This is a genomic window from Streptococcus criceti HS-6, assembly GCF_000187975.2.
Lineage (GTDB): Bacteria > Bacillota > Bacilli > Lactobacillales > Streptococcaceae > Streptococcus > Streptococcus criceti.
On sequence record NZ_AEUV02000002.1, the window covers coordinates 1,077,239 to 1,098,820 of the forward strand.

The 21,582-nt window shown below is 40.5% G+C and carries 21 protein-coding genes and 1 riboswitch; of the genes, 14 read left to right on the forward strand and 7 right to left on the reverse strand.

Annotation, left to right across the window (positions count from 1 at the left end; genetic code table 11):
• The first annotated feature begins 179 nt into the window (after positions 1-179).
• Positions 180-455 (forward strand): HU family DNA-binding protein, encoded by a 276-nt coding sequence (locus STRCR_RS05165; protein ID WP_004228960.1) that lies wholly within the window; start codon positions 180-182, stop codon positions 453-455.
• Positions 456-523: 68 nt separating this feature from the next.
• Positions 524-709 (forward strand): hypothetical protein, encoded by a 186-nt coding sequence (locus tag STRCR_RS05170; RefSeq protein ID WP_004225914.1) that lies wholly within the window; start codon positions 524-526, stop codon positions 707-709.
• A 124-nt stretch (positions 710-833) separates the two neighbouring features.
• Here the strand turns inward: STRCR_RS05170 and STRCR_RS05175 are convergent, their stop codons facing one another.
• A complete protein-coding gene (locus STRCR_RS05175; RefSeq protein WP_004226725.1) occupies positions 834-1,871 on the reverse strand; it encodes an oxidoreductase in 1,038 nt (345 codons plus the stop codon).
• A 653-nt stretch (positions 1,872-2,524) separates the two neighbouring features.
• Complete coding sequence (locus STRCR_RS05180) at positions 2,525-3,460, reverse strand: dihydroorotate oxidase (RefSeq protein ID WP_004228450.1); 936 nt, start codon at positions 3,458-3,460, stop codon at positions 2,525-2,527.
• 278 nt (positions 3,461-3,738) lie between these two features.
• On the opposite strand from STRCR_RS05180, the gene STRCR_RS05185 reads away from it, so the two are divergent.
• The 3 genes from STRCR_RS05185 (at position 3,739) to recR (ending at position 7,810) form a co-directional block, all read left to right on the forward strand.
• Positions 3,739-4,431, forward strand: a complete 693-nt coding sequence (locus STRCR_RS05185; RefSeq protein ID WP_004227585.1) for a phosphoglycerate mutase — start codon at positions 3,739-3,741, stop codon at positions 4,429-4,431.
• 552 nt (positions 4,432-4,983) lie between these two features.
• On the forward strand, positions 4,984-7,146 hold the full coding sequence (pbp2b, locus tag STRCR_RS05190; RefSeq protein WP_004229291.1) for a penicillin-binding protein PBP2B: 2,163 nt from the start codon (positions 4,984-4,986) through the stop codon (positions 7,144-7,146).
• A 67-nt stretch (positions 7,147-7,213) separates the two neighbouring features.
• Positions 7,214-7,810, forward strand: coding sequence for a recombination mediator RecR (gene recR, locus STRCR_RS05195; protein WP_004227811.1), 597 nt, complete (start codon positions 7,214-7,216; stop codon positions 7,808-7,810).
• Positions 7,811-7,884: 74 nt separating this feature from the next.
• Here recR and STRCR_RS05200 read toward each other — a convergent pair whose 3' ends face one another.
• Positions 7,885-8,448 (reverse strand): NAD(P)H-dependent oxidoreductase, encoded by a 564-nt coding sequence (locus tag STRCR_RS05200; RefSeq protein ID WP_004226368.1) that lies wholly within the window; start codon positions 8,446-8,448, stop codon positions 7,885-7,887.
• Positions 8,445-9,041, reverse strand: a complete 597-nt coding sequence (locus STRCR_RS05205) for a TetR/AcrR family transcriptional regulator (protein WP_004227518.1) — start codon at positions 9,039-9,041, stop codon at positions 8,445-8,447. Before STRCR_RS05205 ends, STRCR_RS05200 begins: the two co-directional genes overlap by 4 nt.
• 149 nt (positions 9,042-9,190) lie before the next feature.
• On the opposite strand from STRCR_RS05205, the gene STRCR_RS05210 reads away from it, so the two are divergent.
• From STRCR_RS05210 to STRCR_RS05225, 4 genes are all read left to right on the forward strand, one after another.
• Positions 9,191-9,670 carry a MarR family winged helix-turn-helix transcriptional regulator gene (locus STRCR_RS05210; protein WP_004226127.1) on the forward strand — a complete coding sequence of 160 codons (480 nt, stop codon included), beginning with the start codon at positions 9,191-9,193 and terminating at the stop codon, positions 9,668-9,670.
• Complete coding sequence (locus STRCR_RS05215) at positions 9,660-10,898, forward strand: acyl-CoA thioester hydrolase/BAAT C-terminal domain-containing protein (RefSeq protein ID WP_004227986.1); 1,239 nt, start codon at positions 9,660-9,662, stop codon at positions 10,896-10,898. The genes STRCR_RS05210 and STRCR_RS05215 overlap by 11 nt, the downstream gene beginning before the upstream one ends.
• 224 nt (positions 10,899-11,122) lie before the next feature.
• Positions 11,123-12,169, forward strand: a complete 1,047-nt coding sequence (locus STRCR_RS05220; RefSeq protein ID WP_004228485.1) for a D-alanine--D-alanine ligase — start codon at positions 11,123-11,125, stop codon at positions 12,167-12,169.
• Positions 12,170-12,536: 367 nt separating this feature from the next.
• Positions 12,537-13,487 (forward strand): bile acid:sodium symporter family protein, encoded by a 951-nt coding sequence (locus STRCR_RS05225; RefSeq protein ID WP_004226683.1) that lies wholly within the window; start codon positions 12,537-12,539, stop codon positions 13,485-13,487.
• 468 nt (positions 13,488-13,955) lie between these two features.
• On the opposite strand, the gene STRCR_RS05230 is transcribed toward STRCR_RS05225, so the two are convergent.
• Together STRCR_RS05230 and STRCR_RS05235 are read right to left on the reverse strand one after the other, a co-directional pair.
• On the reverse strand, positions 13,956-14,912 hold the full coding sequence (locus tag STRCR_RS05230) for a 1-phosphofructokinase family hexose kinase (protein ID WP_004226983.1): 957 nt from the start codon (positions 14,910-14,912) through the stop codon (positions 13,956-13,958).
• A gap of 21 nt (positions 14,913-14,933) precedes the next feature.
• Positions 14,934-15,683 carry a DeoR/GlpR family DNA-binding transcription regulator gene (locus STRCR_RS05235; protein ID WP_004225930.1) on the reverse strand — a complete coding sequence of 250 codons (750 nt, stop codon included), beginning with the start codon at positions 15,681-15,683 and terminating at the stop codon, positions 14,934-14,936.
• 181 nt (positions 15,684-15,864) lie between these two features.
• On the opposite strand from STRCR_RS05235, the gene STRCR_RS05240 reads away from it, so the two are divergent.
• The 4 genes from STRCR_RS05240 (at position 15,865) to STRCR_RS05260 (ending at position 19,081) form a co-directional block, all read left to right on the forward strand.
• The gene (locus STRCR_RS05240) at positions 15,865-16,326 is read left to right on the forward strand and encodes a PTS sugar transporter subunit IIA (RefSeq protein WP_004229877.1); all 462 of its coding nucleotides are present in this window, start codon (positions 15,865-15,867) and stop codon (positions 16,324-16,326) included.
• Between the two features lie 14 nt (positions 16,327-16,340).
• A complete protein-coding gene (locus STRCR_RS05245; protein WP_004226524.1) occupies positions 16,341-16,667 on the forward strand; it encodes a PTS sugar transporter subunit IIB in 327 nt (108 codons plus the stop codon).
• 34 nt (positions 16,668-16,701) lie between these two features.
• Positions 16,702-18,048 carry a PTS galactitol transporter subunit IIC gene (locus STRCR_RS05250; protein ID WP_004226658.1) on the forward strand — a complete coding sequence of 449 codons (1,347 nt, stop codon included), beginning with the start codon at positions 16,702-16,704 and terminating at the stop codon, positions 18,046-18,048.
• Positions 18,049-18,310: 262 nt separating this feature from the next.
• On the forward strand, positions 18,311-19,081 hold the full coding sequence (locus STRCR_RS05260; RefSeq protein ID WP_004225169.1) for a class II aldolase/adducin family protein: 771 nt from the start codon (positions 18,311-18,313) through the stop codon (positions 19,079-19,081).
• 148 nt (positions 19,082-19,229) lie between these two features.
• On the opposite strand, the gene STRCR_RS05265 is transcribed toward STRCR_RS05260, so the two are convergent.
• Complete coding sequence (locus STRCR_RS05265) at positions 19,230-19,796, reverse strand: folate family ECF transporter S component (RefSeq protein ID WP_004229534.1); 567 nt, start codon at positions 19,794-19,796, stop codon at positions 19,230-19,232.
• 95 nt (positions 19,797-19,891) lie between these two features.
• Positions 19,892-19,981: riboswitch (THF riboswitch) on the reverse strand.
• A gap of 179 nt (positions 19,982-20,160) precedes the next feature.
• On the opposite strand from STRCR_RS05265, the gene STRCR_RS05270 reads away from it, so the two are divergent.
• Positions 20,161-21,525: a UDP-N-acetylmuramoyl-tripeptide--D-alanyl-D-alanine ligase gene (locus tag STRCR_RS05270; protein WP_004228065.1), complete on the forward strand. Its 1,365-nt coding sequence runs from the start codon at positions 20,161-20,163 to the stop codon at positions 21,523-21,525.
• Positions 21,526-21,582 lie beyond the last annotated feature (57 nt).

Genomic DNA, 21,582 nt, shown 5'->3' on the forward strand with positions numbered 1-21,582 from the left:
AGGACTGCATTTTTTCTTTCATCTCTATTTTGGCTGACTTTTTAATTAGTCTGTACTGGGTAAAAATGGCTTAAAATAACGTTTTATACTTGACCTAACAAGGAAAATCAGATATGATAGTCATTGTTAAAGTCCAAGTGAAAACTTGAAGACTTAATAATATTTGGAGGATTAGTTAAATGGCTAATAAACAAGATTTGATTGCAAAAGTTGCAGAAGCAACAGAATTGACTAAAAAAGATTCAGCTGCAGCAGTTGATGCAGTCTTCTCATCAATTGAAGAATTCCTTTCAAAAGGTGAAAAAGTTCAATTGATCGGTTTTGGTAACTTCGAAGTTCGTGAACGTGCCGCTCGTAAAGGTCGCAACCCACAAACTGGTGCTGAAATCAAAATTGCAGCTTCAAAAGTTCCAGCATTTAAAGCTGGTAAAGCTCTTAAAGACGCTGTTAAATAAGAATGATTTTTTGATAGCAAGAAGAGGCTGGGATTGATCCCCAGCCTCTTTTTAGAAAAGTAGATAAGATGACTAAAACAACATTTTTCATTGTCTTACTGGTTTTGCTGGGCTTGACCCTTGTTAAACTTTTGATTTTTGGCTCTATGTTCAAGATTTTTAAACCGCAAGAAATGACGGAAGAAGAAAAAAAAGCTTTTGACCGAGAAATGGATGGCGAAGACGAAGATGAAGATTTTGAGGATTTAACCTAAAAAGAAGGCTTCAAGTGATTCAATATTTAATATTAATTAGGCAGCCTTTTGTTACTGATAATAGGGGTTCTGTTTTAACAGTTATAGAAAAAAGCTTGGACGATTCAAGCTTTTTTTCTATACTTTATTTAACCTGTCCTCTTTGATAAGAGTTATTGTAAGATTTGAAATCGTGGTCATGCAGAACCTCGGCGGCATAGGCAGGCCAGTTGGGATTACGAATAAGACCGCGGCCGATTTCAATTAGGTCTGTCTGATCGGTTTGCAGGAGGTACTCGTCTAGTTCGGGGCTATTTAGCAGACCGACTGCTGTCACAGGAATAGAGACAGCTTCCTTCATTTTAGCGGTGTAGGAGGCTTGATAGCCGCCGTAAATAGGGATATTAGGCCGGGTATCAAGCAGACCACCAGTTGAAATATCTAGGCAGTCAAGGCCATCCCTTTCCAGCCAACGGCCAAGGGTCTGCCAATCCTCGATGGTGTTTTGCTGACCGGATTCATCGTAGGCTGTCATTGACAGGCGAATCCAGAGGGAGCCAGAGAAAGCCTGACGAATGTCTGGCAGCATTTCTCCGACGAAGCGATAGCGATTTTCCAAGCTAGCACCATATTTGTCTGTTCGGCGATTCGTTAAGGGTTCCAAGAATTGATTAATGAGGTAGCCATGAGCTCCGTGGAGTTCGATCAAGTCAAAACCTGCTGCTTGAGCGCGCTTGGCTCCTGCGATAAAGGACCTCTGGACTCGGCTAATGTCTTCAAGGGCCATTTCTCGTGGCTTTCCATAATCGTCATTGTAGGCTAGAGGACTGGGGGCAATCTTATCCTTAGCATCTTGGGCCTTGCGGCCGCCGTGGCCTAATTGTATCCCGACCTTGGTTCCTAGGCTATGGAGTTCATCAACCAAGGCCTTGAGTCCAGGAATCTGGTCATCATTCCAAATGCCTAAATCTCGGTTGGTCAGACGCCCATCAGGCTCAACAGCAGTTGCCTCTAGGATAATGAGGCCAACTTGACCGATGGCCCTAGCTCCGTAATGGGCATGGTGGAAAGGTGTGACTTTACCATCTTCCTTATCAACTACGTACATACACATGGGGGGCATGACTACCCGATTTTTCAATGATAAGCCTGCTATTTTAGCAGGTGAGAGTAATTTAGACATAATTTTCCTCCCTTTTGATTTTTTGAGCTCATTATAGCAAATCATTTGTGATTTTTCAGATTGGGAAAATAAGACGGAACAATCGGTTTTCGTTCAAGCGGATAGTTAAGATAGGAATTATAAGACAAAATTTGCCAGCTTCTCAAGCCCTTAGTAAAAGGGAGTGGGATCAACCCAAAGAATGAAAATTTGAGTTCTCACCACTGGTTTTAAGGTGGTGACCTGAAACGGTCAGACCGTTTTTGACACTAGCTTTGCAAGCTTCATTTCCCGATTAAAAAGGTCTCCCAGACTTTTTTAACCCACTCCCGCACAGCTCAAAGGTTTGGGAGACCTTTGGAGGTTAGAAATAGAGCTTAGGACTTTTGTCCTGAGCTTGATTGTTTTGTGCCGTAATAAACAATTGACGCAGTGGTTGATTGGAAGTCTTTATCTCTTGCAAGCGCAAGTGATAAAGACTTCCTAATCAACTGTGCGGAGGTGGGACGGCGAAGTCGATTATATAAAAATTGACTTCTGTCCCACCCTCTAATGAACTGTGCAAGGGTAAGACTTCTTGGTCTAGCCAACAAGTCTGGCTCCCCGCAACTGCGGCTAAGAGTTTATTCCAAAACAAAGATACTGGACGAGTTTGCCCAGCCTTTTTGTCTCAGTTAGTTGAGGTAGTTGAGCTTGCCACGGAAATCCTCAAGGCTGTGGTAGCCTTTTTCTTCCATGATAGCCTTTAATTCTCTGGTGATTCGTTCAAAGATGGCTGGTCCTTCTTGGTGAAGGGCAGTCCCGATTTGGACCATGCTGGCTCCACAGAGAATATGCTCAAAGGCATCGCGACCGGATTTTACCCCGCCAGTTCCGACAATTTGGATAGAGGGGTTGAGGCGTTGATAGAAAGCGTGCACATTGGCTAGGGCAGTTGGTTTGACATAGTCACCACCGATACCGCCGAATCCATTTTTGGGCTTGATAACTACGGTTTCATCATTAATAACTAGGCCGTTACCAACCGAATTGACGCAGTTGACGAAGGCTAGGGGATATTTATTGAAAATAGCAGCAGCCTGATCAAAGTGAGCAATATCAAAATAAGGGGGCAGCTTAATTCCCAGTGGTTTGGTAAAGTAGGAGAAGACCTCGCTTAAAATGTTATCAGTTGTCTCGAAATCATAGGCAATCTGCGGTTTGCCAGGAACATTTGGGCAGGAGAGGTTGAGTTCAACTAGGCCCTCGTAGTCACTGTCTTGAACGGCCTTAAGGATGGTGTGAGTTTCCTCTTGGCTCATTCCGACCAGAGATAAGAAGTGGTTCTTGCTTGCTGGCTTTTTCTGCAATTCTGTGACATAGTCGAGGTAATAGTAGAATCCCTTATTGGGTAGACCCATAGAGTTGATAGAACCAAGCTTGGTATCGGCGTAGCGGGGTTCGGGATTGCCAGAGCGGGCTTCTAAGGTTCCAGTCTTGGTGACAAAGGAACCCGCAGCAGAATCCTCGATTTCTGCTAATTCTTCTTTGGTCATGCAGTAAACGCCTGCCGCATTCATCAGGCAGTTATCAAAAGCAAATCGGCCTATTGTTGTTGCTGTAGAAACCATTGTGTCCTCCTTAAATAATGGTTTGGAATTACTTACATTCTACTATTTCGGTCTGTCAAAGACAAGTTAAAACGAAATATTCAGCAACATTCTTATACTAATTATTCGTTTTTTACTAGTGATAGGCTGATTAACTTGGTTTAATCCAACTTGACTAAGACTTTTATCCGAGATTAGACTAGCTTTTTTAGTTATTTTCTTGTAAAATATAGGAGTAATGGCGTAATGCTGTAACCCAAATTAACCCTCAGGGCTATATTTTAAAAGGAGAATTACTAATGGTAAAATTGGTTTTCGCTCGCCACGGTGAGTCAGAATGGAACAAAGCTAACCTTTTCACTGGTTGGGCAGATGTTGATCTTTCAGAAAAAGGAACACAACAAGCAATTGATGCTGGTAACTTGATTAAAGAAGCAGGTATCGAATTTGACCTTGCCTTCACATCTGTTTTGAAACGTGCTATCAAGACAACTAACCTTGCTCTTGAAGCTGCTGATCAACTTTGGGTACCCGTTGAAAAATCATGGCGCTTGAACGAACGTCACTATGGTGGTTTGACTGGCCAAAACAAGGCAGAAGCTGCTGAAAAATGGGGTGATGATCAAGTTCATATTTGGCGCCGTTCTTACGATGTATTACCGCCAGCTATGGCTAAAGATGACGAATATTCAGCACACACTGACCGTCGTTACGCTTCACTTGATGATTCTGTTATCCCAGATGCAGAAAACTTGAAAGTTACCTTGGAACGTGCGCTTCCATTTTGGGAAGACAAAATTGCTCCAGCCCTTAAAGATGGTAAAAATGTCTTTATTGGTGCTCATGGTAACTCAATCCGTGCCCTTGTAAAACACATCAAACATTTGGGTGACGATGAAATTATGGGTGTTGAAATTCCTAACTTCCCACCACTGGTATTTGAATTTGACGAAAAACTTAACGTTACAAAAGAATACTATCTTGGAGAATAGGGAGTGAGATAAAAATCGCAACTTTATAGAAAGCGATTTTATCCGTTTGCCCCCGCAAGGCTGATTAGAGGTTAGGACAGACAGCTATCATGACTGTCTGTCCCAATCTTAGTTCTCAGTCTAAAGATATTAGAGAAAAGCAGGCTGTGAAATCTAAATTTCAAGCCTGTTTTCTTTTGCACAAAACTTCTGGGGTGAGTTTTATTAAAGGCAGTGAACATCATGATTTTCTAGAAAGCGATTTTGTTTTCTCGCACCGTAAGACGATAGGATTTTTGCTGCACTGCCTAGTAGTGCTGAGCAGTTAGTTACTGTAACGATGATAGCGTGCGAGATATCACTATAGCTAAAGAGCTGCTGATTCTTTTTTTGCTTTCTCGGGAACATTTAGAATCTTGGCTTTCAAACGGAACAGCTTTTAAATGCTGTTGATGAGATTCTTACCTAGCTCTTTGGTAATCAAATTTTAAAAATTCCTTACTCAGAAGCTAAGTTTTTTTACTTGATTTGTGATAAAATAAGGTCACTAGACTTTATCGAAATGAGGAGACTATGGACCTGAAGAATCCGTTTAAAAAAGGAAAAAAGATAAGTGATAAACCTGAAAAAAAAGTGGAAAAAGCATTGGCTAGAACCACTCGGAAAAAGCTGAGAAAACGAACAGGTTTTCTTTCCAGCTTAACCAGTCGTCTTTATATTATTTTTGCTTTGGTTTTAACTCTGCTAGCAGTGCTCATTAGTCGCTTGGCTTATATGCAGATTAACCACCAGTCTTTTTATTTGGGCAAGCTCAATAAACAGACGACCTACACGGTTAAGCAGTCCTCTGAACGGGGTCAGATTTATGATGCGACAGGGCAGCCCTTGGTTGATAATGAAAAGAAGACCGTTGTAACCTACACGCGCAGCAATAAAGCGACAGCTGCTGATATCCTTAAAAATGCGAATGACTTAGCTAAAATGGTTAATTTAACCGAAACTAAGGTGACTAATCGTCAAAAGCGGGATTACTACTTGGCCAATCCTAAGCATTATCAATCAGTGGTAGATAAACTTCCGGATAGGAAAAAGTTCGATAACTATGGTAATAATTTGACCGAATCGAATATTTATAAGAATGCGGTTGATGCAGTCCCTAAGAGTAAGATTAATTATTCGGAGGAAACGCTCAAGAAGGTTTACATCTTTAATCAGATGAACAATGCCTCCAATTTTAGTACCGTTAATCTGACAACTGGAGATTTGACAGATGATCAGATTGCCTATATTACTGCAAATAAATCTAAGTTGCGCGGTATCAGTATTGGAACAGACTGGAATCAAGAAGTAACAACCTCTTCTTCATCTCTGTCAGATATTATCGGAACACTGTCAAGTGAGAAGACTGGTCTGCCAGAAGAAACGGCCAAGGAATACTTGGCTAAGGGCTATTCTCTTAATGACCGTGTAGGAACGTCTTACCTGCAAAAGCAATATGAGGATATTCTTCAAGGGAGTCGAACAACAAGAAAAATTAGCGTCGATAATGATGGAAATGTTGTTAAGACTAAACAAACAACCAAGGGAAGCAAGGGCAATAATCTGAAACTGACAATTGATCTTGGCTTCCAAAATGGTGTTGAAGGCATTCTCAACCAATTCTATGGCTCAGAGGTTTCTTCTGGAACAGCAGCTAATTCGGAAGGAATCTATGCGGTTGCCCTCAATGCTGATACAGGATCCGTCCTGGCCATGGCTGGTCTGGCTCATGACAAAGATACCGGTCAACTATCCTCGAATGCTCTGGGCAATGTCACAAACGTCTTTGTTCCGGGGTCTGTGGTCAAAGGAGCAACCTTAACAGCTGGTTGGGAATCTGGTGTGCTGGAAGGCAATCAAACCTTGACCGACCAAACTATCAGTGTTAATGGTTCTAACCCTATCAAATCTTGGTTTACCGACCAAGGCAGCCGTTCGATCACGGCTACTCAGGCTTTGGAATATTCATCCAACACCTACATGGTTCAAGTGGCTCTTAAGATGATGGGGCAAGACTACTATCCTGGAATGAGTCTCAGTGATGATGGTGTTGACAGCACGATGGAGAAGCTTCGTAGTGTCTATGCTGAATATGGTATGGGAACTAAGACAGGTATTGACCTGCCTAATGAGTCTGAAGGCTACACAACTAAGGACTATAAGCCAGGTAACGTCTTGACCGAAGCCTTTGGTCAGTTCGATAGCTATACGCCAATGCAGTTAGCTCAGTACGCTGCGACAGTGGCTAATGGCGGAAATCGCGTAGCTCCTCATCTCGTTCAAGGTATTTATAATAATAATGCTGACGGTGGTTTGGGAGATCAAATCAAAGCAGTTGATACCAACGTTCTCAACAAGGTCAATATTTCTGATGATCAAATGAGTTTGATTCAACAAGGTTTCTATTCGGTGGTTAATTCATCTTCTGGTTATGCGACTGGTAAAAATATGGCCAGCAGTTCGATTTCCATCTCTGGTAAGACTGGTACAGCTGAAACTTTTGCTAGTGATGGTAATGGAAATACTGTTCCAACTGTAAATCTCAATGTTGTTGCCTATGCAACAGCTAACGATGGTACTCGTGTGGCCGTAGCGGTTATGTATCCGCATGCTGCTAATTCAGAAACCAAGGCTCACCAAAATATTGCGCGTGAAATTTTAAATCTTTATCAATCCATGTATGGTGGTGGCCATTAAGAAAGATAAACGCTATAATAGAAAGGCTGGAAGAATTTCCAGACCTTTTTAGTTGAAGGAGAGAGAAGTGCTGTATCCAACACCTATTGCAAAATTGATAGATAGTTTTTCTAAGCTGCCTGGCATCGGAACCAAGACTGCAACCAGACTGGCTTTCTATACCATTGGCATGTCAGATGAAGATGTCAATGATTTCGCTAAGAACCTTTTAGCGGCTAAACGGGAGCTGACCTATTGTTCGGTCTGTGGTAATTTAACTGAGGAGGATCCCTGTGTCATCTGTACCGACGAAACTAGAGATAAATCAACTCTCTTAGTCGTCGAGGAAAGCAAGGATGTGACAGCTATGGAAAAAATCCAAGAGTACCACGGTCTCTACCATGTCCTGCATGGCCTCATTTCCCCCATGAATGGTGTAGGGCCTGACGACATCAATCTCAAGTCGTTGATCAATCGTCTGATGGACAGTGAGATTAATGAAGTCATCGTGGCGACCAATGCTACGGCCGATGGGGAAGCAACGTCTATGTATATTTCTCGAGTTCTCAAACCAGCGGGTATTAAGGTTACTCGTCTAGCGCGTGGGCTGGCTGTCGGCAGTGATATTGAGTACGCTGATGAGGTCACTCTTCTTCGTGCTATCGAGAATCGAACGGAATTATAACTGTTCATTTATCGTTCTGCTATATTTAAGATAGTTAAAACGAGACTGAAACAAACGTTCAGTCTCGTTTTATGTTATAAATTTTTTGCCTTTTGGATAATTTTATTCAAGGCTTTTTGTCGCTCTTGATCAGAAATTTTTTCAACACCTGTAATTTGACTAATGGTAACGGGTGAAATGCCACAGGATTTGAGGATCTGATTTTTCAGAACTTTACCGTAATCTTGTGCCAATGGAGTGATAAAAGATGGAGTATTGTGCGTGATGATTATCCAAGCTTTGCCATTGAGATGGCCTTTCAGTCCAGTCTTAGTGTTGTGATAGGCAAAGCCAGCGACAAAGACACGGTCAATAAAGCCCTTGAGCATGGCCGGCATACCTGACCACCAAATGGGAAAAATAAAAATGAATTGGTCTGCCCAAGTTACCAAATCACGGTATTTGGCGGTCTCAGGATCAGAGGCTAAGTCACGTCTGCGATGCCTATTATCAAAACGTAAAATGGGATCAAATCCTTCAGCATAGAGGTCTATTACCCGAAGTTTATGGGATTTATTCAAGTTTTCTTGCACTTGCTTTGCAATATAGGCATTAAAACTTTGTGGGTTAGGGTGGGCGGTAATGATTAAAATATTCATGTGTTTTCTCCTTTGATGTAAATATCAAGCATGTGCTCAATCGTAGTTCGAATATCTGATTGTGACAAGTCTGTTCCAATAGGATTTTGTGACAAAATGGCCAGACCAGAAATGAAGCTCCAGAAGTGAAAGAGGGTTTCAGCTTCGCTATTGTTGAATCCTTCTTGCTGTCTTAGTTTGAGGACGATGTGCTTAAAAGCATCAAAACCAGGCAAATCTGTTTCTGTTAGAATAGTTTCTCCAGAAAGCTCCAAGTATTTAAAAGGGTATTTGACAAAAAGGGCTTCAAAAACATAAGGATTCCTTTTTGCGGCTAAGACAAAGTTAAATCCCATTTGGGTCAGTTCATCTCTAGCTGATGAGGATGGCGCGATGTTTACGGTCATCTCATTGGCCCAGAAATCAGAGAGGCGTGATAAAACGATTCTGAGATAACCATCTTTACTGCCAAAGTGTTTATAGGGAGCACCGTGTGTGACGCCGCATTTTTGCGAGACGGTCCTTAGTGATAGATTATCTATGCCATGCTGGCGGATTTCTTCTATTCCTGTTTGAATTAAATTTTCCTTGAGTTGTGCTGTATTGCGTTTCACATAATTTCCTTTCTCAAAAAGTATACACCGGCTACTTTCGGAATAAGTATACACTGTATACTTGCAGATGTCAAGAAATTAACGCATTGACAAAAAGAACTAAGTCGGATAATATGTTAAGCAACTTAACAAAATTAAGGAGAAGAAGGATGACAGATAAAATACTCGATTTGAGCCAAGACTTGCAGATATTTGTAGAAAAATATAAAAAACTGGAGCAGGAGCAGCACCATATTCCAGATAAGGATTTGACAATGGCTGAAGTTCATCTGCTGGTCTTAGTTGGACAAGAGAGAGGAATTGGTCTATCACAGATTGCTCAGAAGCGGCAGATTTCCCGCAGTGCTGTGACCCAGCTGGTTAAAAAATTAGTCCTAAAAGGCTATCTGCAAAAGGAACTTTCGCCGCATAAGAAGAGTGCCTATGGCGTTAGTTTAACAGAATTGGGGCAGGAAATTTACCAGATCCACCTCTACCAGCATGAGTTTTTAAGGAAAAAGCTGCAGCAGGTTTTGGAAGCCTATCCTGAGCATTTTTTAGAAGAAGTAAGGCGATTGATGATAGAGGTAGAAGGTGTTTGGAACGCCTTAGCACAGAGAAATCAAGAAGGGTGGAGCAATGGCGATTAGACTTATTAGCGACGATGCTTTAGCCGATAGTATTTTTGATATAGTCATCAGTGGCTTAAAGCCATCTAGCCCTTATCGGTTGGAGATGACTCTTGAAAATTATTACAATATCAATGCTCCCATGGACTTAAGCCGGATAGTTCCCTGGCGATCCAGTGGCCTTTACTATTCGGATCAGCAAGGCTGTATCAGTCTTAGCCAGACCGCTTGTCAGTCTGGTTCCTATCAAGGACAGTATCCCATGGGATTATTCTTTAACAGTAGGCCAGACAAAATAAGGAAGGTAAGCCTGCCTTCGCGTTTAGAAGATATCCCGTTCAATAAACATTTTAACGTCCTTTTGGAAGTGTTTGAAGGGAAGCGAAAACTAGAGGAACTGCGTTTTTCACGTTATTACCAATTGCCTCATATCAGGGGACAGGATGTTTCCTTTTACCAAGCCAAAGCCAGACTTTTTTACCCAGAAAAGGCTGGCAATTTACCAGCTATCGTTGTACTGAGCGGCAGTGACGGTCGGATTGAAAAAGCCCAAAATATAGCTCAATTACTGGCCAGTCATGGCTTTGTTACTCTGGCTGTAGCCTATTTTGGTTTGGAGGGTACTCCTGAAGATTTAGATAGAATTGACTTAGGTTTTATGGAAGAGGTCCTAACTTATCTTGGCTCTATGCCTCAAGTTGATAAAGAACGAATTGGGATTTATGGGCGGTCCAAGGGGGCCGAATTAGCTCTGACAGCGGCTGCTTTTTTTCCAAAGCTCAAATGTATTATTGCTAATTCACCATCTTGTGCTGTTCTTGAAGGTATGAAGGGTTATCGCAATTCGGGTCATTCTTCTTGGGTCTATCAAGGACGGGAGCTGCCTTTTACTGGGTTTTCACTTAGGGCTTTTTTGGTGGGGAAGCTATCAAGAAAGCCTCGAATTCGTTATCAGGCAGATAGCTATATTCCAGTTGAAACCATTCAAGGGCATCTTTTGTTAATAGGAAGCAAACAGGATGAAATCTGGCCAGCCGATGAGTCAATTGAAAAAATTTCAGAGCGGTGGCAGCAAAGAAAAAATCAGATGTATCATTTAGAAAAACTGGTTTTGGAACATAGCGGTCACATGCTGACGGTTGCCTACCAGCCCAATAACCGCTATAAAAAAATAGCTTGGCAAGAAGTTTTGTCTGATAGTGTGCGGTCTTGGCAAGCGACAGTAGGATTCTTTCAAAAGTATTTGTGAGCTCAAATTTTCTTCTCCCTTTTGACTTTCCGTCTCAATATGCCAAAATGTCCTTACGATGAGATATAGTGACCTCAACACGGAGGTAGAAAAAGGCTCAGTATGGTTATGCTGGGCCTTTTTAACATCGTTTACGATGACGGAAGCGGTTTTATCTGCTAATTCCAATCTCCCTGCAATTTATGCTATAATAAAGGGCGAATAATTGCTAGAAAAGAGAAATCATGTCAAAGAAAACCCTGATTTTATTGTATGGCGGGCGCTCGGCGGAGCGTGAGGTATCGGTCTTGTCGGCTGAAAGCGTCATGCGTGCTGTTGACTATAATAAGTTTACGGTTAAGACTTACTTTATCACCCAGGCTGGTGATTTTATCAAGACGCAAGAATTTACCAGTCAGCCTAGCGAAGCAGAAAAACTCATGACCAATGCGACTGTGGTTGCCAGTCAAGCTGTCAGACCTAGCGATATTTATGAGGAAAATGCGATTGTCTTCCCTGTTCTCCACGGGCCTATGGGAGAAGATGGTTCCATTCAAGGCTTCTTAGAAGTTCTGTGTCTGCCTTATGTTGGAACAAATGTGCTGTCGTCTAGTGTGGCTATGGATAAGATTACAACCAAACATGTCCTAGAATCAACGGGCGTTCCTCAGGTGGCTTATGTGACCTATATGGAAGGTCAGGACATGGCAGAGGCTATTAGCCAGACTGAGCAAAAATTGGCCTACCCTGTCTTTGTTAAACCAGCTAACATGGGCTCGTCCGTTGGGATTTCTAAAGCTGAGAATGGGGAGGAGCTATGTGCTGCCCTTGAATTAGCCCTCAAATACGATAGTCGGATTTTGATTGAGCAGGGCGTAGTGGCCCGTGAAATTGAAGTTGGTATCTTGGGCAATAGCCAGATCAAAACGACTCAACCCGGTGAAGTCGTCAAGGATGTGGCCTTCTACGATTACGAGGCCAAGTATATCGATAATAAGATTACTATGGATATTCCAGCCAAGGTATCTGAGGAGGTTATGACCAAGATGCGGACTTACGCTGAGACGGCCTTCCGAGCTCTCGGTGGTTGCGGTTTGTCTCGCTGTGATTTCTTCTTAACTGAGAGCGGTGAGATTTATCTCAACGAGCTTAACACCATGCCAGGTTTTACCCAATGGTCTATGTACCCCTTACTTTGGGAAAACATGGGTCTTCCATATAAAGAGTTGATTACTGAGCTGGCCCGTCTGGCTCAGGAAGTGTTTGACAAACGTGAAAGTCACTTGCTATAAAAATGGGAAGCGGAGCATAGACTTCGCTTTTTCTTATGGGAAAGGGCGTGGTTGGTACTAATTTCAAATGTCTTTGGAAAAGGAAATTGAATGTGCGAAAATTTCTGCTAAATTTCCGGAAAAATAATTTAAAAAATATTTTGAAAATTACAACAAATAGGAGTACAATAGGACTATTCTTATTAATTAAACACGCCTACGACTCTGTGGAATTAGGGAGTGGGACAGAAATCTTGATTTCATCGTCTCACCCCCACACAGCCGATCAACTACTGAGGATCGCCTTCCTAGAATCTTGTTGATTCTTCATTCGGCCCCTAAATTTCCATGAGCCGCTTAAGGGCTTAGTATCTTATAGGAGGTTCTTATGCAGAAAGTTGAAAATTTTTCTAGTTGGGTCAGCAAATGGTTCACGGTCATTGTTATCATTTGGGCAGCTTTTAACTATGTCTTGCCGCAAACAAGCACTTGGGTTATTCCCAATACGTCCTATCTACTAGGAATTATTCTTTTCGGAATGGGCTTGACGCTGACGACAGAGGATTTTGTTCGTATCTCAAAAAGACCTATTCCTGTCATTTTGGGGACAGTAGCTCACTACATTATCATGCCCGGCTTGGCTTGGTTGCTCTGCCTGATTTTTCATCTTAAGGGAGCAACAGCAGCGGGGGTTATCTTGGTTGGTTCTTGTCCAAGCGGAACTTCTTCTAGTGTTATGGCCTTCTTGGCTGGCGGTGATGTTGCCCTTGATGTCTCCATTGAAGTGCTCTCCACACTCCTAGCTCCCCTGATGTTGCCAACTCTTTTATCGGTTTTAGCAGGGCATCTCGTAGCGGTACCTGCAGCTCAACTTTTCTTGTCTACCTTTAGAATCGTTGTTATCCCTATCGTTTTGGGGGTACTTATCCATACTATTTTCTCACACAAGTTGGATAACATCCTCAAACTTATGCCGCTGATTTCACAGTTTGCTATTCTTTTGATTATTGGAGCAGTCGTTTCTGCTAATCATGCCAATATCTTTACGGCAGCGACAGCTCTGGTTATTCCGGTTGTCATGCTCCACAATCTTTGTGGTTATGGTCTTGGCTTTGCCTTTTCTAAATTGCTCGGATTGAAAGAACCCCAACAAAAGGCAATTACCTTTGAAGTTGGCATGCAGGACTCCAGTCTAGGGGCAACTTTGGCTCTTAAATTTTTTGGAGGTCCAGCAGCTATTCCTTCGACTATTTTCTCAATTTGGCACAATATCTCAGGGTCTATCCTTTCATCTTGGTGGAAAAACCACTCCAAGGAAAACTTGATTAAAGAGGACTAAAGGAATCCAATCGTTAATTTGCTTCATCACTAATGTGGTGAAGTTTTTTTGTGCAAAAAATCCTCACTTAGTGAGCATAACATTATAAGAATTAAACAGTGAGTCTAGCCAAAAACTCGTCCAGTATCCCTGTTTTGTAATAAACTCTTGGCACAGGGGGTGGGAATACAAACCAAAATTTTCAGTTTTGGAGTTAATCCTACTCCCGTTTTACTGCGATTTTAGTTCGCCTCGCTTCCATAGGTGGAAGACAAATAATCCACTCGTTTAATGGGTCATTGTGATGTTTTAGAACATCAATTGATTATTCTTAATTTTCATAACCTATAGCATCATAGTAATACCAGAGTGAGCGGTTAGAATGTTATTATTATCTGATTTAGAGGGATATATCATTATGATTGTGGTAATTCCCTATCTATAGATAAATCTAAACGAAAAAAGTGCGCTTTGGCACTATTGATGAAATTAATATTCCAATTTTGCTACTGAAACGTCTTGATAGACCGAATCAAAGACACTATTTTCTAAAAATCCTGTTTTGACATCTAAAGAGTTAGCAGTTCCTGCTGCAGAACCATATTTTAATACATCAATGAAAGATTTGTGTTTATCAATAGCAGACAAGATACCACCGACTGTTGCATCACCAGATCCTTGTGTATTAATAGCCTTGACTTTTGGAAATGTAACTCTATAGAATTCATCTTCATGCTTGATAAGTGATCCGCTTGCTCCCAATGATACAAAGATAATAGGGATATTAGAGAGCAACTCATTAGCTAAGATATTTTTTTGCAGTGTTTTGGCATCAGTGGTTATTTCTGTATTTAGTAATTCGGCAATTTCAGTCTCGTTAGGTTTAATAATATCTGGTAGAAAACCTGAGTCTAAACAGTCTTTTAATGCCTTACCAGAAGTGTCTAGTAAGATTTTTATATTCTGATTGAACCTTCTTATTTTCTGTATTAAGTTAGAATAAAAATTATGTGGACAATTAAGTGGCAGGCTGCCATTAATTGAAATCGCTGTAATATCTTTGGTTTTAATATAAGATTCCGTTTTTTCCTCAAGTTCACTTAGAACAGGTTGGGTGATGGCTGATCCCAACTCATTTATTTCTGTCTTCACATTCTCTTTATCTAAGATAACGTAGCAATTTCTAGTTTCATCATTTGTACGGATAAAATCTGACGTGAATTTATCTTTTTTTGTTTGGGAAAGAATGTAATCTCCATTCATTCCGCCGATGATACTAACTGCAGTAGTTTCTGTACCAAGTATTGCCGAAACGCGTGCCGCATTAATTCCTTTTCCTCCGACCATTTTGGTTATTAATTTTACTCTATTTAATTTTCCAGAGGATAGGCTATCGACTTTATAGAGGTAGTCTACAGAAGGATTCATAGTAAGTGTAATAATCATATAAGACTTCCTTTCTGGACATTATAATATATTTGTATATTTTGAATACTCGTCTCTTTTTATGGAAACCCAATCATCATCGCTGACTAAACTATCAAATGCTTCCAGAGGAGCAAAAGTTATCATATCAGATATTCCAATTTTTGATGTATCCGCCACAATGATTTTTTTATTGGCACAATTCATAGCTGTTAACTGTATACTTCCCTGTGTAGAATTGCTCGTTGTCACTCTATTTTTGCTGATACCATTTGTTGAACAAAGAGCAAAATCTATATTTAGATCTTTAAAAGAAGCTTCAGCAATCGGACCTAAAAATTCACCAGTTCTCCTATAAAATTCACCGGCAGTTAATATGATTTGATTGTCATATTCTAGTAGTGCTTGAAAGGCAGGATAACTATTTGTGACAAATCTTATATTTTTAGCTGCTAGGTAAGGTATCGCTAAAAGGAGTGTGGTGCCGGCACCGAGATATACGGTGGAATTATTAGGAATTAAATCACCGAGTTTCTTTCCTATGTTATTTTTCTTTTCGACATTAAGCAGTAATTTCTCATCTGTTGAAAATTCAGTATGCCTTGAACGATCAATGGATATGGCTCCTCCATGTTCTCGTTTTAATTTTCCTTGTTCTTCTAATTGTTTCAGATCACGGCGAATTGTAACTTCGGATACTCCAGTTACGGTAGCAATATCAGAAGTTGTCATTGTTCCCCCGTTCATATTGATTAAATCAATGATTTTATTCCATCGAACATTTTTAATCACTATCTATACCTCTTACTAAATATATTTGGTGTTTTTATTATAGTATACAACAGGTTAATAATCAATAAATAATCTAAAATGAAAAAAATAATTCAAAAAAGTTTCGAAAATGATTGACTTATGAATTGTTTTGATTATAATTAGTGATGTAAGCGATAACATTTTAGGGAGGAGAAATCTTATGATTAGTGAAATGTTCAAAGAAGATTTGATTGACTTGGACGTTATTGTATCCGATGAAGCCCAGCTGTTTGACTTAATAGGAATGAGAGTTATAGAAAAAGGTGTTGCAGAACTGGGATACATTGCTGGGTTAGAGAAGCGGGAATTATCGTACCCAACAGGATTGCAATTTCCTGAGGTATCCGTTGCATTCCCGCATGTAGATAGTAAGTATATAAAAGAACCATTCATCTATATTGCAAGGAACAGCGGTGTCCTAGATATTAGACAAATGGGCGATGCAGCAGAAATGTCTGCCAGAGATTTCCTATTTTTAGGAATCAAAGATGGGTCGAAACAGTCACAATTATTGGCAAATATGATGGCAGCGTTTCAGGATAGTGGGTTTGTAAATAAATTTAAAAACGTTACAACCAAAGAAGAGATGTACGATTTGGTTGTTAGTCGTTTTGAGGAATAAGAAGGAGTACTCTTATGAAAACAATTTTAGTGTGTTGTGGTTCGGGTGTCGCTACAAGCCCCCAAGTAACAAATAAGGTAAATGAATATCTGGCTTCGGTAGGATTAGATGGGTATGCTAAAGCAACTCCTAAACCTATTGAAACAGCTAAGTCAACTATTGAAAGTGATCCAAGTATCATTGTATATATCGGAATTGCACCAGCAAATAAAGAACTTCAAGAAGTACTTGATGAGCATGATGTCGTTGGAATGGTCGGATTGCCATGGTTGACGGGTATGGGGCAAGATGAGGCAAACGAGCGTATTAAAGAAATCGTTGAAAAATACAGGCTAGCATAACTAAAAATTATAGAATTCTCAGGGGGAATTTATTATGAACTGGAATGACATTGTTCAATCAATATTGGGAGTTGGATCTACTGTTCTTATTCCCATCTTTATTGCTATCTTAGGTTTGATCTTCGGGATGAAGCCTTCTAAAGCTCTGCTGTCAGGACTTTATCTAGGGACTGGTTTTATTGGTATGAGTTTAGCTATTAATCAATTAACTGCAGCGGTTAGCCCAGCAGCGAAAGCTTTGGCAAAAAACACAGGAATTAACTTGCCAGTTGTTGACTTTGGCTGGACAGGAGCTTCAGCAATCACTTGGGCCTGGCCGCTTGCATTTATATTTTTTGCAGTTGAACTTGGAATCAATCTGATTATGTTGCTTGGTAAAATGACCAAAACATTGAATGCAGACATGTGGAATGTGTGGGGAGTTGCATTAACTGGATATATTGTATATCAATTTTCTGGTAACTTTGTTTGGGGTTGTATTGTTGCTGGTATTCAAGTTGTTATCTCGTTGAAGTTGGGAGATATGTGGGCGGATGAAATTAAAGATATGTTAGGCTATGAAGGTGTAACTGTCACACACATAGAAACATTCACTGCTGCTATTATGAGTCCTGTCAATAAATTGATGGATTATATCCCTGTCTTTAATAAAAAATGGGATGCCGATGCCTTAAAACGTAAAATTGGTATTTTGAGTGAACCTGTCGTGATGGGGGCTATTATTGGTTTGCTTCTAGGATTGGTTGGACAGTATGGAATTGCTAATTCATTGAACCTTGCAGTCACAACTGGTGCTGTCATGGCAATCTTCCCAGTCATGGCAAAATTCTTTATGGATGCCTTGACACCATTTGGTACTACAATGAGTGATTTCATGAAAAAACATGTGAAAGGTCGTGAGTTTGTTATTGGTTTGGACTGGCCAATTGTTGGTCAAAGTACAGAGCTCTGGGTAACAATGGTTCTCTTGATTCCTGTATCCATTTTGTTTTCTGCCATTTTACCAGGTAATGAAATCTTGCCTCTTGCTGGTGTTATTAACTATTGTCTTGGAGTCGGTGGCCTTTTGTTGACCGGTGGTAATCTGCTGAGGATGCTTGTCTTAGGTATTATCTATGAACCACTATTTCTATATGGTTCAACCTATTTTGCAGGCATCTTTACAAAATTGGCCAAGAGCACAGGAGCAATCAATGTTCCTAAAGGATCAGAAGTTTCATGGAGCTCTATTGAAGCACCAGATTTTCGTTTTTTAGCATCTTGGGCAGGTCGAGGTAATGTCATAGCAATTGTTGGTTTAGTAGTATTGTTAGCATTGTTCTATGTTTTATACAGAGGATTTAAGAAAAATCCAATTCCAGCAAGCAAATACCAAGACTAGTGAATTTTTAGAAGGAACTGAGATGAATGTAAACTCTAAGATATTTTGGACTTTCCTAAGCTTTCTAGCATTTCTGCTATTTATAGTGGCTATTTCTACAAAATTATATTGGTTAAATATTTTTGTGATTGTACTGGGGCTACTGGTAAATAAACAAGGAGCATCTACTTTGTTTCCTAAATATTTGGAAAAGAAAAAGATCGCACGGGAAAGAAGGAATATAATACGGGAATCTAAAAGAAAATAGAAAGGTCGATTAGTTATGAAATATCCATCAGGCCGTATTCCATTTGAATACGAACGCGAAGATTTGGCAAAAGTTGTAAAAACAGTTATGGATCGCCGTGATACCAATATTGTTGGAGGAAATATTAGTATTCGTGTGACAGATGAAAAAGGAAAAGAATACTATGTAATGACTCCGACAATGATGTCTGAAGCTTATTTGGGCCATTTAACGGCTGATCAAATTTTGGTCATTGAACCACATACGCGAAAGGTCCTTTCAGGTAATGGTAAGGTGACGCGCGAAATTAATATGCATGAAGCGATTTATGATGTTAATCCAGATATTAAATGTGTATTCCATTCACACGCTGATCAATCGATGTTTTGGGCTACTATTGGACTAAGTATGCCAAACTTGACAGAAGCAACTCAAAAATTGAAAGAAATTCGAACGCTAGACTGGCACCCTATGTGTTCGGAAGAACTAGCAGAATATGTTGCTGAAGAAATTAGAAAAATTGGCGATAAAGCTTTACGAAATGGCTTCTTATTGAATTCTCATGGGACCTTGTTCACATCTGGTGGGAAAGGTATGGATCCAATTACGGCTCTACATAAATCATTAGCAGATGTTGATATCACAGAGTGGAATTCTAAAGTGGCCTATGAACAAACCATTTTACAACGTGAAGGTGCACTAGACGGTTACTATTCAGAAGGTGTTAAAATTGGAACATGGGAAGATGTTAAAGCTGGTAAAGCTTTATACAATACTGTGGCTCTTCACAATAAAAATGGGGATTAATCATCAGAAATTATCAGAGTGCTAGATTTCTTTTAAAGTGAACACTAAAAAATAAAAATTCGAAAATGAAAAGCATCCTAGCCTAATAATGTGAACGGCTAGGGTGCTTTTCTAATGAAATTTATTAAAGACTGAGATTTTATAATGATTATTTGGGGTTAATATCAGTTAATTGCCGCCAGTCTCTTAACTTTTGCAACTGGGTCATGACCAGCATGGTTAGAATGACTCGGATTGGTATTTCAAAGATTTTTAGCCAGCGGCCTGAGATGAATTGGGCAGCGATAGGCACCTTGTAATAGATCTGAATCAAAAGGGGTGTAAAAATAAAGCTTCCAATACCCATAATGATGAGCGTTGCTACACTGACATAGACCCAGTCTTTTTTAGAGGTCCAGCTTAGTGGTTTTCTATAGAAAAAGAAGCCGTAGAGGGCACCTTGGACGGCTTCCAGCAGGGTCCACCAGATAATGAAGTTAGCTGTTCCGGCTGTCATCATATCAATCAGATCAATCAAGGCTAGGATAATAAATCCATAGGCTGGACCGCCGATAGCACCGATCATAGTTGAGACGATGAAGGTCAAGCTGATGACCAATTGCTGGGGAATGATGGGAATGGACAGTTTCCCTACCACTATAGACAGAGCCATGAGCATGGCCAAGCTAACCAAGTGCTTGGTTGATAATTTTGGAAAAAAGGGTTTAGAAAACATAAAAAGCTCCTATTCTAAATTAAGTGGAGCTGTTTAAAATGGAGACAATCCAGTCCTAAAAGCGAGAGAATCAGGATTGGGCGTCTTTAATTAAAAACAGCGGATGCAGTGATTTACCGCGCTCTTGCTTCGTTATGTGACAACATCCCATTCACATACACTTAACGCAAATCACTTACTCTGTATTTTGAATACAGCCCTAGTCTAACACGTTTTCAGGAGTTTTCCTAGATTTTCGGAGAATTTCACCACTATTGTTCGTCTTTTCTCAGTTGCTTTCAATGACAAGGCCTACTTTGAGCCAGATTTTTGTGGTATAATTTCAAAGACAATTACTTTTATACTGTAAGAATAAGGAATACTAATGAAATTAAGTTTATATGAAATTGCTGAGGTAGTCGGGGCACGCAATGATGTTTCCCAGTTTGAGGATTCTCCAATCCATGCTATTGAATTTGACAGTCGCAAGATTACTTCTGGCGACCTCTTTTTACCTCTCAAGGGGACTCGTGATGGTCACGAATTCATTCCGACAGCCTTTGAAAATGGAGCTGTAGCAACTTTTTCCCGCATTGAACTGGATGAAGTGCCCTATATCTTGGTTAAGGATCCCTTGTCTGCCTTTCAGGCCCTAGCCAAATATTACTTGGAAAAGATGGCAGTTGATGTGATTGCAGTGACGGGTTCAAATGGTAAGACGACGACCAAGGATATGATTCATGATGTTTTGGCGACGACTTATAAGACCTATAAGACTCAAGGCAATTACAATAATGAAATTGGTCTGCCTTATACTGTTCTCCATATGCCAGATGATACCCAGAAAATTGTCCTTGAGATGGGGCAGGACCATCTGGGTGATATTGACTTGCTGTCCAAGATTGCTCAGCCTAAGATTGGCATAGTGACTTTAATCGGTGAAGCTCATCTGGAATTTTTTGGCAGTCGTGAGAAGATTGCTCAAGGGAAGATGCAGATTGTCAATGGTATGGCAGCAGATGGGACTTTGATTGCCCCAGCGGACAAAATCATCAATGCTTTCCTACCCAGCAAACAAAAGATTGTCCGCTTTGGTCCAGACCAAGATATTTTCTTGACAACGTTAGTCGAACGTAAGGACAGCCTGCAGTTTGCAGTCAACTTTATGGATGGTCTGATTGAACTGCCTGTTACAGGTAAGTATAATGCCACTAATGCTATGCTGGCGGCCTATGTTGGCCAGCTTGAAGGAGTAGCAGATGAGGTTATTGCTTCGGCCTTGAAGCATTTGAAGCTGACTAAAAACCGAACGGAGTGGAAGAAGGCCAGTAACGGAGCTGACATTTTAGCTGATGTTTATAATGCCAATCCGACAGCCATGAAATTGATCTTAGAAACCTTCCTAGCCATTCCGGCTAATGAGGGCGGAAGGAAGATTGCTCTTTTGGCTGATATGAAAGAGCTGGGAGAAAACTCGGTTCAGATGCACAGTGATATGATTATGGCCATCAACCCGGAGGATTTGGATTATCTAATTTGCTATGGAGAAGATATTGCGGAGCTGGCTCAATTAGCCAGCCAGATGTTCCCGCTTGGCAAGGTCTATTATTTCAAGAAAACAGGCCAAGAGGATCAGTTTGAGGACTTGGTTAAGCAGGTTAAGACTCTCTTGCAACCGGCCGATCAAATTTTACTTAAAGGATCGAACTCCATGCACTTAGACAAGGTTGTCAAGGCTTTGGAAGCATAGAGTTAATTGAACACGGGCTGCGGACTTGGCTAAAAAGATGGATTCTTTAGGACTCTG